This is a genomic window from Bradyrhizobium nanningense (genome assembly GCF_004114535.1).
Classification (GTDB): domain Bacteria; phylum Pseudomonadota; class Alphaproteobacteria; order Rhizobiales; family Xanthobacteraceae; genus Bradyrhizobium; species Bradyrhizobium nanningense.
In genome coordinates, this window is sequence record NZ_LBJC01000031.1 from 102,957 (window position 1) to 115,505 (window position 12,549).

Genomic DNA, 12,549 nt, shown 5'->3' on the forward strand with positions numbered 1-12,549 from the left:
GGCCCGATCAGCCACCGACCTTGCTGGGAAGACCCGCCGCCTTCCAACCGAGCATGCCGCCGGCCAGATGCTTGTCGTACGGCAGCCCCGCCGCCTGCGCCGCGAGCGAGGCCGTCACCGAGCGTTTGCCCGAGCGGCAGGCAAACACGACCTGCTTGCCCTGGGGATCGGGGATCGCCTTGGGATCGAAGGTCGAAAGCGGCACCACGACGCCGTAAGGATAGGCCTCGGCTTGCACCTCGTTCGGCTCGCGAACGTCGACCAGCAGATAGCGTCCTTCCGCGACACCTTTGGAGACCTCGTCCGGGGTCAGATCCTGTACCTGGTTTGCCACATCATCCTCCAACGTCGCGGGGCTCATGCCGGGGCGCCCCGGCCGGCGGCAACCTCGCCTCTCGGGAGACGAAAATCAAGCGCTACAAAGGCTTGAGCCGCGCGGCGCAAGTTAAAGCTAAATCGCAGCGACTTGAAGTGCGGCCTTGGTTTGGCCGCCTAGATCGCCACCTGGGTGCCGACTTCGACCACGCGGCCGCTCGGGATCTGGAAATAGTCCGTGGCATCGTTGGCGGAGCGGCTGAGCGAGATGAACAGCCGGTCCTGCCAGCGCGGCATGCCCGAATGGGCGGCGGGTTTCAGTGCCCGGCGCGACAGGAAGAACGAGGTCGACATGATATCGAACTGCCAGCCGAGCTTGCGGGCGATCGCCAGCGCCTTCGGCACGTTGGGCGATTCCATGAAGCCGAACTTGAGCGTCACCTTGGAGAAGGTCGGTGAGATCTGCTCCAGTCTGACGCGCTCGGTCGGATTGATCCGCGGGGTCTGCGCCGTCTCGATGGTGAGAATGACATTCTTCTCGTGCAGCACCTTGTAGTGCTTCAGACTATGCATCAGCGCCGTCGGCGCGCTGAGCGGGTCCGAGGTCAGGAACACGGCGGTGCCGGGTACGCGCTGCGGCGGCCGCTTCTCCAGCATCGCCACGAGGTCGGCCAGCGGGAACTCGAGCTTGCGCGACTTCTCGAACAAGAGGCGGCTGCCGCGGCGCCACGTGTACATCAGGATGATCATGATCGCGCCGAGCGCAAGCGGCACCCAGCCGCCCTCGAACACCTTGAGCAGGTTGGCGGCCAGGAAGGTGAGGTCGAGGAAGAGGAAGGGCGCTATCAGGGCTGCGGCCGCAACCGGCGACCACCGCCAGACCTTCCAGATCACGACGAAGCCCATCATCGCCGTGACCACCATGGTCCCGGTAACGGAGATGCCGTAGGCCGAGGCCAGCGCGCTCGAGGAGCGGAACAGCAGCACCAGCAGCACCACCGCGATCAGCAGCAGCTGGTTGATCCGCGGAATGAATATCTGGCCGGAATGGGCTTCCGACGTATGGCGAATTTCGAAGCGGGGCAGCAGGCCGAGCTGGATCGCCTGGCGCGTCAGTGAGTAGGCGCCGGTGATGACGGCCTGGCTGGCGATGACGGTCGCGGCGGTGGCAAGCACGACCATGCCGCCACGGACCCAGCCTTGCGGAAACAATTGGAAGAACGGACTCTCGATCGCGCCGGGATTGCCGAGGACGAGGGCCCCCTGCCCCAGATAGTTCAACGCCAGCGACGGCAGCACGATGAACAGCCAGGCGGTCTGGATCGGCCGCTTGCCGAAATGGCCGAGGTCCGCATAGAGCGCCTCGGCGCCGGTGACCGCCAGGAACACCGCGCCCAGCGTGACGAAGCCGATGACGCCGTGATGGAGCATGAACGACACGGCGTAGAGCGGGTTCAGCGCGTACAGCACTTGTGGATGCTGGATGATCGGATGGATCGCCACCATCGCAAGGACTGCGAACCAGACGCACATGATCGGGCCGAAGAAGGCGGCGACGCGGGCAGTGCCGCGCGACTGCACGGCGAACAGGCAGACCAGGATCACCACGGTCAGCGGCACGACGTAAGGCTCGAATGTCAGGGTGACATCCTTCATGCCTTCGATCGCAGACAGCACCGAGAGCGCGGGCGTGATGACGGCATCGCCATAGAACAGCGCACCGGAGATGATGCCGAGCAGGACGATGGTGGCCCCGCCGGTTCCGACCGCGCGCTGGGCCAGCGCCATCAGCGCGAGCGTGCCGCCCTCGCCATTGTTGTCGGCACGGAGCAGGATCACGACGTATTTGAGCGTCACCACGACGATGAGCGCCCACAGGATCAGGGAGAGCACGCCGAGCACGGCCGCCGGTGAGGCGACGCCCTCAGCGCCCGAGGCCGCCGTCACCGCCTCGCGGAACGCGTAGAGCGGGCTGGTGCCGATGTCGCCATAGACAACGCCGATGCTGCCGAGCGTCAGCGCGCCGAAGCCGGCCGTGGTGTGGGCGTCGCCATGCCCACTGGCCGCCGCCGTTTCCGGGGCGGGAACTGCTACGTCGCTTGTCATGGGAGAGCCAGTGGCCTCTAAGAATGCTTCACTGCACAATGGCGGAAGAGCGCGCGGGCTTATAGTCCTGCGCTACCGGCATAGCCTAGCCCGATTTCGGGTCCTTACCATGCAAAATTCACATAGGTCCGCCAGTTGCGTTCAAATGGTGACTTGTGTGCCGACTTCAACCACCCGCCCAGTGGGAATCTGGAAATAGTCGGTGGCATCATTGGCCGACCGGCTCAGCGCAATGAAAAGGTGATCCTGCCACAGCGGCATGCCCGACTGCGCGGACGCCTTCAGCGACCTTCGTGACACGAAGAACGACGTGGACATGATGTCGAACTGCCAGCCCTGCTTGCGCGCGATCGCGAGCGCCTTGGGCACGTTCGGCTGCTCCATGAAGCCGAAGCGCAGACGAACCTTGGAGAACTTGTCGCTGATCTTCTCCATGCGGAATCGCTCCGACACGTCGACCCGCGGCGTGTGGGCGGTCTCGATGGTCAGGATCACGTTGTGCTCATGCAGGACCTTGTTGTGCTTGAGATTGTGCAGCAGCGCGGTCGGCACGAACGCGGGATCGCTGGTCAGGAACACCGCGGTACCCTTGACGATGTGCGGGGGCCGCTTCTCGAGACTCCGGATCAGGTCGTCGAGCGGCACCTCGATCCGGCGCGTCTTCTGGATCAAGATCCCGGATCCCTTCCGCCAGGTCCAGATCGTTCCCGCCATGGCCGCGCCGAACAGCAGCGGCACCCAAGCGCCCTCCAGCAGCTTCAAGAGATTGGCGCTGAAAAAGCTGAGGTCGACGACGACGAAGGGCACGATCACGGCAGCAGCGGTGGCGGCGCGCCAGTTCCACAATTTCCAGATCACGACGAAGCCCATGATGCCGTCAGCAACCATGGTGGTGGAGACCGCGATACCGTAGGCCGAGGCCAGGTTGCTCGGGGTATGGAACAGCAGCACCAGCAGCATCACGCCGATCAGCAGCAGCCGGTTCACGCGCGGCAGGTAGATCTGGCCGGCATGGGTTTCCGAGGTGTAACGCACCTCGAAGCGCGGCAGCAGGCCGAGCTGCACCGCCTGATAGACCAGCGAATAAGCGCCGGTGATCACCGCTTGGCTCGCGATCACGGTGGCCGCAGTCGCAAGTCCGACGAGCGGCAGCACCAGCTTCTCGGGTACCATGCGATAGAACGAGTGCTCGATCGCGCTGGGATCGGACAGTACCAGCGCACCCTGTCCGAAATAGTTGATCAGGAGCGCGGGCAGCACGAAGAACATCCAGGCCGACTGGATCGGCTTGCGTCCGAAATGGCCGAGATCGGCATAGAGGGCCTCGCCGCCGGTCACCGCCAGGAACACCGCGCCGAGTGTCACGAGGCCGATCGTGCCATGCGACAGCACGAACTGCACTGCATAGTATGGATTGATCGCCGCCAGCACGGAGGGGTCGTCGACGATGTGGACCGCCCCCATCACAGCGATGACGGTGAACCAAACCACCATCACCGGCCCAAAGGCCGAAGCGACCAGCGCGGTCCCCTTACTCTGCACCGCGAACAGCAGCACCAGGATGAGGACGGTGAGCGGCACGACGTAGTGCTCGAGCGCAGGGGTTGCGAGCTTCAGGCCTTCCACTGCCGATAGCACCGAGATCGCCGGCGTGATCATGGAATCGCCGATGAACATGGAGGCGCCGACCACGCCGAGGGCGAGCAGGAACCAGCTCCGCCGTCCGAGCGCACGCTGGCCGAGCGCCATCAGGGAGAGTGTGCCGCCCTCCCCGTTGTTGTCGGCACGCAGCAGCAGCAGGACGTATTTGGCGGTGACGACGATCAGCAGCGCCCACAGGATCAGCGAGAGCACGCCGAGCACCATGACCCGTGAGACCGGCTCGCCATGAGCTGCGCCCCGGACAGCCTCGTGGAAGGCATAGAGCGGCGAAGTGCCGATATCACCGAAGACGACGCCGATGCTCCCGAGCGTAAGGGCCCAAAAACCTGATCGGGCCGGCCCTTCGTGGGTCTCGGCCTGTGTGATGCTCGCCGTCATGAGGGTGGAGAACGCTTCGTCCCTGGAATTGATCCGGCGCCTTTTGACGCTTCCGGCGCGCCTGTCAATCGGCGCGCCACCATAGCAGGCGCGGAGCCGGATGCCGTAACGCCGCAGCCACGCTCATCGCCAGCGCGACGACATGCCTCAGGTAAGATAGTAGCGCAAGGGGGCCAAGTCAGCCCATTTTCCGGGCATGATCACGTCGGAAAACCGGTGCCCGCTTTGCGCTAGCACTGCCCTCCGGGCCCGGATCATGCTCATGGCTTCAGATTCGGCGGCAGCGGCGGATCCTCGCGCATCAGGGTGATGGTCACCCGCCGGTTGGCTGCGAGCGAAGGATCGTCCGGAAAGAGCGGCTGGGTGTCCGCCTTGCCGGAGACGGCGAAAATGTGCGACGGCGGCAGCCCCTCGCGTTCGAGGATCTGACGCACGGCATTGGCGCGGTCGGCCGACAGATCGAAGGCGCCATAGTCGCTGCGGTTCGGCACGAAGCCGGCCGCCGTGTGGCCGGCGATCGAGACGCGGAGCGGCGTGGCCTTGAGCGGGACTGCGAGCTTCTCGACCAGGCGGCGGGTGCGATCATACGGCACCTTGGAGCCGTCGGCGAACATCGAGCGGCCGTCCTGATCGACGATCTCCAGGTTGAGCCCCTGCTTGGTCTCCTCGAACATGATGTGCTTGGACATCTCGGTCAGCTCCGGCATGTCCTGCAACGCCTGGCGCAGCGAGGCTGCGGCGAGCGCGAAATTGCGATCGACCTTGATCTTCGCCCCCGAGGTCTTGTCGCGATCTTCCTGGTCCGGGGTCGGCGTATTGGAAGCATCCTCGGGCTGGATATGGTCGACGTTCTTCAGCCGCGGACGGGTCGGCAGGCCGTCGGACTCCACGATGCCGGAATAGCGCGCCTCGCTCTGAATGCCGAACGCATCGCGCATCGAACCCGCGACGATCTTCAGCTTGTTGGCGTCCTGGGTCGAGAACGCCACGAGCATGACGAAGAAACTCATCATCAGGCCCATGAGATCGGCGAAGGTCACGAACCAGCCGTGACCGCCGCCGTGCGCATCGCCGCGTTTCTTCTTGGCCATGGCCTAAATCCTGGGGCGCGATCAGGCCGGCACCGGCTCGCCTTCGGCGTTCCGATGCTTCTCCGGCAGATAGGCCAGCAGCATTTCGCGCACCAAGGTCGGGCTCTTGGAGTCGCGGATCATCAGGATGCCGTCGATGATCAAGGTGCGATTCGTTTCTTCATCCAGCAGCTTGCCATGCAGCTTGTCGGCGATCGGCAGACAGAACAGGTTCGCGACCAGCGCGCCGTAAAGCGTGGCGAGCAGCGCCGTCGCCATGAACGGACCGAGCTTGGACGGATCGGTCATGTTGGCGAACATCTGCACCATGCCGATCAGGGTGCCGACCATGCCGAACGCCGGAGCGCAGTCGCCGATGGCGCGGTAGATCTTGCTGCCCTCGTCGAGGTGCATCAGGAAGTTGTCACGGTCGCGCTCGAGATTGTCGCGGATGAAATCAAGGTCGTAGCCGTCGGCGACGTAACGGATGCCCTTGGCCAGGAACGGCTCGTCGGTCTCGACCTTTTCCAGGCCGACCGGACCCTGCTTGCGGGCGATCTCGGCAATGCGCGCAAGCTCGTCGACGAGGTCATGCGCCGACAGCCGGCTCATGGTGAAGGCGAACTTGGCGCCAAGCGGCAGCCCATGCAGCAGAGCGCTGAGCGGAAAGCGGATCATGGTGGCGGAAACCGACCCACCGAAAATGATGATGATCGCATGCTCGGAGATGAACATGTGGAGGTCGCCGCCCAGCAGCATCATCGTCGCGATGACGATCGTGCCCGCCACGAGCCCAACGCCCGTCATAATATCCATCGGAGACTCCAACGCGTACGCAACAACGGCCGTCCTGGCCGCTGGCGCGGCCCAACCCCGAACCGCATCGGAAACCCTAGAGCGCCGCCCTTAAAGCCGCGTAAAGGTTAAGTTGAGGCGGCGCGAGGGAGCGGCACAGTCCGCTCGGAGGATGCCGGCTTTGCCGCTTGCCGACAGGATTCTCAATGCTTTGCTAACCATGATTGCGCGCTAGCGTGCCAGCCCCGTCAGTTCAGACCCAGCTCGCGCAGGCGCTTGCGCGCATCGGAATCGCCGATCTGCGGATTGGTGCGCGCGTTGATGCCGTTCAGGACGACGCGCGACGGCCCTGCTCTCTCGAGGCCGTCTTCGCTGTAATCGCTGCGCGATTGATCAAAAACCGTGGCGCAGCAAACCTGATCGGGCTGCCTCCTGACCGAACAAGGTAAGCGCGCGTCCGGCGTCGTTGCCGTAAGCTCAATGAATCTCCGCCGAGCGCTTCAGTGCGGCCTTCAGCTTCTCCAGCGAGAAGTCGGGGCTGCGGGCGATCTCCAGGATCGGCGTCTCGCGGCGGCCGCAGAGTTCGGCAGCCTCGGGCAGCTTTGCCGCGACGTCGAGCGGGATCACGATGGCGCCGTGCTGATCGGCGTGGATGAGGTCGTCAGACCTCACGGTCATGCCGGCGACTCGCACCTCGCCGCCAAAACTCTCGGCGTGGACCCAGGCGTGCGACGGGCCGATCGAGCCGGCCAACGCCTGGAAGCCCGGCGCCCATTGTGGAATGTCGCGGATCGAGCCGTCGGTGATGACGCCGAGGCAGCCGAGCGCCTTGTGCACGTTGCTCTGCACCTCGCCCCAGAACGCGCCGTAGCCGACGTCAGGACCGTCGATGTCCTGGATCACCGAGATGCGCGGCCCATGGCCGGTGCCGACATATTCGTAATATTCGATGCGGCGCTTCGATTGCTCCTCAGCCGGAAGCGAGGATCTCAACACCGAGCGGATCGCGACCGTGCGGGCATAGCCGACGATCGGCGGCAAATCGGGGAACGGGCAGACCAGTTGCTTGGTGGTGTAGCCGATCAGCCGGCGCTCGGGCGCCACGATCTCCATGGCATTGCAGATCGTCGGCGTATCATAGCGGCCCAGCGCTTCGAGGACGGAAGCGGGCAGCGGCCCGGTCGCTTTATCAGTCACGGCGTTCTCTCCCAGATTGGCGGCTGATTGACGCGACGCCGCCGTCACAGGGCGATATAGCCGAGATCGGGTCTCAACCCAACTCGGCGGTCCTCATGGCAGATATCCGCGTGTCGCCGTTCAGTGCAGCCGTCCGGGCCGGTCGTCGTCGTGCGGCGGCTCGGACAAATTCGCCAGCGTCGGCGCCGAGGGTGGCGACGAGACCTCGCCGCCCGCAGGGGCCGCCGCCTCCATCGCGCGTGCCTGGTCGCGATAGGATTTGTAGCCGAGCGGCAAAGCGAGAAGATACAGCACCGTGCCGATCGACAGCACGTGCCAGGGATAGGCGATCAGCAGTGCGATGAAGACGATCACCGCGACGAACGCCGGCAGAACCAGTTCCGGCGGCACCCGCATCCGCATGCTCTTGCCGGAGAACACCGGCAGGCGCGACACCATCAGGAAGGCAATCAGCAGCGTGTAGCCGGCCGTCAGCGCCGCAGGCCAGCGTCCCAGATCAAGGAAGACCGCATAGATCGGCAACATCACGGTGATGGCCCCGGCCGGCGCCGGCACGCCAGTGAAGAAGTTGGCGGCAAAGGCCGGTTTGTTCGGATCGTCCAGTGTGGCGTTGAAGCGCGCGAGCCGCAGGCACATGGAAATCGCAAACACCATCGCGGCGATCCAGCCGGCGTTGCCGAGCTCGTGCAGTTGCCAGAAATACAGCATCAGGCCGGGCGCGACGCCGAAATTGACGAAATCGGCGAGGCTGTCGAGTTCGGCGCCGAACTTGGACTGGCCCTTGATCATGCGCGCGATGCGCCCGTCGATACCGTCGAGCGCGGCGGCGAACACGATGGCATAGACGGCCAGCGTCATCCGCCCCTCGATCGACAGCCGGATCGCCGTCAGCCCAGCGCAAATCGCCAGCAACGTGATGACGTTGGGCACCAGCATCCGCACCGGAATCGGGCGGAACCGCCGGCGGCGAACGTCAGGATTCTTGAAGTCGTAGGGCGTCATGGCTGATCCTCACCTCAAGGCGAGATATAGCAAGCCACGCCCCTCTCCGCCATTGTGGCGGAAAGCCCTCGTCGACCGACTATTGGTTAATTGGCGCGGTAGGCGCGGCTGGGGTCGTCTACGACAAGATCGGCCAAAATCGTCTCGCCGGCGATGGCGGTCTGCCCTTCCGAAACCAGCGCCTTGGTGCCCACAGGCAGATAGACGTCCAGCCGCGAGCCGAACCGGATCAGACCGAAGCGCTCGCCGGCGCCGATCGCCTGACCTTCCCTGACGAAGCAGACGATGCGCTTGGCGATGAGGCCTGCGATCTGGACCACGCCGATGCGAGCCGTCGGTGTCGAGATGACCAGCGAGTTGCGCTCGTTGTCTTCGCTGGCCTTGTCGAGCTCGGCATTGATGAAGAGGCCCGGACGGTAGGCGATGCGGTCCACCCTGCCCGCGACGGGCGCGCGGTTCACGTGGCAATTGAACACGCTCATGAACACCGAGATGCGCGGCAATGGCCGGTCGCCGAGCCCAAGCTCGGCCGGCGGCAGCGCCATGGTGATCATCGAGACGCGGCCGTCGGCCGGCGACACCACCAGCCCCTCGCGCACCGGCGTCACGCGCACGGGATCGCGGAAAAACAGCGCGCACCACACCGTCAGGATCGTGCCGATCCAGCCCAGCGGCGACCACAGCCAGAACAGGATCAGGCTTACCAGCGCAAAGCCGCCGATGAAGGGATAGCCCTCCTTGTGGATCGGCGGGATCTGACGCTGGATCGAATCGAGAATGGACATCGTTATCTGCCGCTCAGGGTTGATGGCGCGGATCGTCGCGCGGGTCTGTTTAGGCCAGAGTTGGGACCGGAGACAAGGTCACTCCGCCGCCGCAGGCGCCGTCAGGGCGTCGTCGACCGGCGGCGGCTCCCGGTTGGGGGCCTCGCCGGTATCGGCCATCTTGGCCAGCTTCTCGCGTGCAGCCTCGGCCTCGCGCTGCCTGTTCCACATGCTGGCATAGAGACCGCCATGCGCGAGCAGCTTGGCGTGGGTCCCGCGTTCGGCGATGCGGCCCTGATCCAGCACGATGATCTCGTCGGCCCCAACGATGGTCGAGAGCCGGTGGGCGATCACCAGCGAGGTGCGGTTCTTCGCCACGCGGTCGAGCGCACCCTGGATCTCGTGCTCGGTATGGGTGTCGAGCGCCGAGGTTGCCTCGTCCAGCACCAGGATCGGCGGCGCCTTCAAGACAGTGCGCGCGATCGCGACGCGCTGTTTCTCGCCGCCGGACAGTTTGAGCCCCCGCTCGCCGACCTGGGTCTCGTAGCCCTTCGGCGCCAGGCGGATGAAATGATCGATCTGCGCCAGCTGCGCCGCCTGCTCGACCTCGGCATCATCGGCGTCCCAGCGCCCGTAGCGGATGTTGTAGCGGATGGTGTCGTTGAACAGCACGGTGTCCTGGGGCACCATGCCGATCGAGGCGCGAAGCGAATCCTGCGTCACCGCACGGATGTCCTGGCCGTCGATCAGGATCTTGCCGCCGGAGACGTCATAGAGCCGGAACAGAAGGCGCGAGATGGTCGACTTGCCTGCGCCCGACGGGCCGACGATGGCGACGGTCTTGCCGGCCGGCACCTCGAAGCTGATGCCCTTGAGGATCGGGCGCGTCGGCTCATAGGCAAAGCGCACGTCCTCGAAGCGGACGGTGCCGGCAGAGATGACCAGCGGCCTGGCATCGGGTGCGTCCTTGATCTCGGCCTCGCGGCCGAGCACGCCGAACATCTTCTCGATGTCGATGATCGCCTGCTTGATCTCGCGATAGACCATGCCCATGAAGTTCAGGGGCTGGTAGAGCTGGATCATCATTGCGTTGACCAGCACGAAATCGCCGACCGTGTTGGTGCCGTTGCGCACGCCGATCGCGCACATCAGCATGGTCGCGGTCAGGCCCAGCGTGAAGATCACCGCCTGGCCGGTGTTGAGCACCGCGAGCGACGTATAGGCCTGGACGCTCGACTCCTCGTAGCGCGCGACGGACTTGTCGTAGCGCTGCGCCTCGCGGGCCTCGGCGCTGAAATATTTCACGGTTTCGTAGTTGAGCAGCGAGTCGATCGCCTTGGTGTTCGCCTCGGTGTCGGAATCGTTCATCTTGCGGCGAATGCCGATCCGCCACTCGGTCGCGATGTAGGTGTAGTACATGTAGATCGCGACGGTGATCAACGTCGCCACGACGTAGCGCCAGTCGAACTGCCAGAGCAGCACGGCGAGAAGCAGCGAAACCTCGACGATGGTCGGGATCAGCTGCAGGATCACCATGCGCACGATGACTTCGATGCCCTCGCGGCCGCGCTCCAGCACGCGCGTCAGGCCGCCGGTCTTGCGCTCGAGGTGGAAGCGCAGCGACAGCTCGTGCATGTGGATGAAGGTGATGGTGGCGAGCTTGCGCACCGCATGCATGGCCACGCGTGCAAACAGGCCGTCGCGCCATTGCGTCAGCACCGCCATCAGGATGCGCGTCACGCCATAGCTTGCGGTCAGCAGCAAGGGCGAGGCGATCACCCAGAGATGCCAGTTATCGGCCTGTATTGGCGCGGTGTTGGCGCCGGTGAGCGCGTCCGTCGCCCATTTGAAGCTGAACGGCACCGCCAGCGTGATCAACTTGGCCGCGAGCAGCAGCACCATCGACCAGACCACCCGCATCTTCAGGTCGACGCGATCGCCCGGCCAGATATAGGGCCACAGATGCGCCAGCGTGCCCATCAGCGTGGCCCGCTCCAGCGGGCCCGCGACGGGCGGATCAGGAACGTCGGCGCCGTTCAACGATTGAGGTTGGTCCATCAAGAGCCTGAAAGCCCGCCGGATGCGAGCAGCGTTGCGATTAACGATTTTCGCCTGTCATATAGAGCCTTCCCGATGCCAGCGCACCCCGCCAGATGGCGAATCTTCGATTGTTTGTCGCCATTTACCGGTAGATTTCCGGGTGATCCGAATCAGCGATTGGGCTTGACGCATCTTCGCTGCAATGCATCATGGCACCAATGAGCACGATCAAAACCGTCTGTGTCTATTGCGGCTCCGGCCCCGGAACCAATCCCCGCTTCACCGAAGGCGCCAAGGCGTTCGGCAAGGCGCTCGCCGAGAACGACATCCGTCTCGTCTACGGCGGCGGCTCGCTCGGCCTGATGGGCGCGGTCGCGACCTCCGTGCTCGATCACGGCGGCACCGTCACCGGCATCATCCCGGACTTCCTGCGGCTGCGCGAGAACGCGCTGACGCGTGTGCAGGAGATGATCGTCACTCCCGACATGCACGAGCGCAAGCGTTTGATGTTCGAACGCTCCGACGCTTTCGTGGCGCTGCCGGGCGGGGTCGGCACGCTGGAAGAGCTGGTCGAGCAGTTGACATGGAAACAGCTCGGCCGTCACGCCAAGCCGGTGCTGCTTGCCAACATCGACAATTTCTGGGAGCCACTGTTCTCGCTGCTGTCGCATATGCGCCAGACCGAGTTCATCCGCGCCGGCCTTTCGGTCGACATCCTCAAGGCCGATCGCGTCGAGGACATTCTGCCGAAGCTGAAAGCCGCCTCGGCCCAGATCGCCGAGGCCGAGAAGAAGCTCGCGCCGGAAGTGGCGCGCAAGCTCTGAAAGTCTACGCGCTCGGGAACGTCACCGCCTCGATCCGATTGCCGTCGGGATCGGTGACGAAGGCTGCGTAATAGCGCACGCGATCGTGCGGGCGGATGCCGGGCGGGCCGTCCGAGGCCCCGCCCGCCGCGAGAGCTGCGGCATGAAACGCGTCGACCTCGCCCGTCGTCTTCGCCCGCAGGCAGATGTGCACGCCGCTTTCCCGGGCTACAGGCGGCATGTTCTCGCGCAGATTGATCCAGAACTCGGGATAGGCCTTGCCGAAGCCGACCGTCCGCGGCCGCGCGACGAGGCGCGCAAGGCCGAGAGCTGCGAGCGTGGCCTCGTAGAATCTCGCGGCGCGCTCGAGATCGCTGACGCCGACGGAAATGTGGTCGATCATTGGTTAGGCCCCTC

At 64.8% G+C, this 12,549-nt stretch carries 11 protein-coding genes; 1 reads left to right on the top strand and 10 read right to left on the bottom strand.

Features of this window, described 5'->3' with window-relative positions:
• Positions 1-7: 7 nt before the first annotated feature.
• From XH84_RS26530 to XH84_RS26570, 9 genes are all read right to left on the bottom strand, one after another.
• On the bottom strand, positions 8-334 hold the full coding sequence (locus tag XH84_RS26530; RefSeq protein ID WP_128925005.1) for a rhodanese-like domain-containing protein: 327 nt from the start codon (positions 332-334) through the stop codon (positions 8-10).
• Positions 335-492: 158 nt separating this feature from the next.
• On the bottom strand, positions 493-2,421 hold the full coding sequence (locus XH84_RS26535; protein ID WP_128922433.1) for a potassium transporter Kup: 1,929 nt from the start codon (positions 2,419-2,421) through the stop codon (positions 493-495).
• Between the two features lie 141 nt (positions 2,422-2,562).
• On the bottom strand, positions 2,563-4,461 hold the full coding sequence (locus XH84_RS26540) for a potassium transporter Kup (protein WP_164936631.1): 1,899 nt from the start codon (positions 4,459-4,461) through the stop codon (positions 2,563-2,565).
• A gap of 260 nt (positions 4,462-4,721) precedes the next feature.
• Positions 4,722-5,552 (bottom strand): OmpA/MotB family protein, encoded by an 831-nt coding sequence (locus XH84_RS26545; protein ID WP_128922435.1) that lies wholly within the window; start codon positions 5,550-5,552, stop codon positions 4,722-4,724.
• A gap of 21 nt (positions 5,553-5,573) precedes the next feature.
• The gene (locus tag XH84_RS26550) at positions 5,574-6,347 is read right to left on the bottom strand and encodes a motility protein A (RefSeq protein ID WP_128922436.1); all 774 of its coding nucleotides are present in this window, start codon (positions 6,345-6,347) and stop codon (positions 5,574-5,576) included.
• Positions 6,348-6,803: 456 nt separating this feature from the next.
• Entirely contained in the window at positions 6,804-7,523 is a 720-nt protein-coding gene (locus XH84_RS26555) for an RraA family protein (RefSeq protein ID WP_164936632.1), read from the bottom strand.
• A 120-nt stretch (positions 7,524-7,643) separates the two neighbouring features.
• Positions 7,644-8,525: a CDP-alcohol phosphatidyltransferase family protein gene (locus tag XH84_RS26560; protein ID WP_128922438.1), complete on the bottom strand. Its 882-nt coding sequence runs from the start codon at positions 8,523-8,525 to the stop codon at positions 7,644-7,646.
• Between the two features lie 86 nt (positions 8,526-8,611).
• Entirely contained in the window at positions 8,612-9,316 is a 705-nt protein-coding gene (locus tag XH84_RS26565) for a phosphatidylserine decarboxylase (RefSeq protein ID WP_283811972.1), read from the bottom strand.
• Between the two features lie 72 nt (positions 9,317-9,388).
• Entirely contained in the window at positions 9,389-11,347 is a 1,959-nt protein-coding gene (locus tag XH84_RS26570; RefSeq protein ID WP_128922440.1) for an ABCB family ABC transporter ATP-binding protein/permease, read from the bottom strand.
• A 200-nt stretch (positions 11,348-11,547) separates the two neighbouring features.
• Here XH84_RS26570 and XH84_RS26575 point away from each other — a divergent pair, with 200 nt between their 5' ends.
• On the top strand, positions 11,548-12,153 hold the full coding sequence (locus XH84_RS26575) for an LOG family protein (RefSeq protein ID WP_164936633.1): 606 nt from the start codon (positions 11,548-11,550) through the stop codon (positions 12,151-12,153).
• 4 nt (positions 12,154-12,157) lie between these two features.
• Here the strand turns inward: XH84_RS26575 and XH84_RS26580 are convergent, their stop codons facing one another.
• Positions 12,158-12,535 (bottom strand): VOC family protein, encoded by a 378-nt coding sequence (locus XH84_RS26580; protein ID WP_128922442.1) that lies wholly within the window; start codon positions 12,533-12,535, stop codon positions 12,158-12,160.
• Between the last annotated feature and the right edge of the window lie 14 nt (positions 12,536-12,549).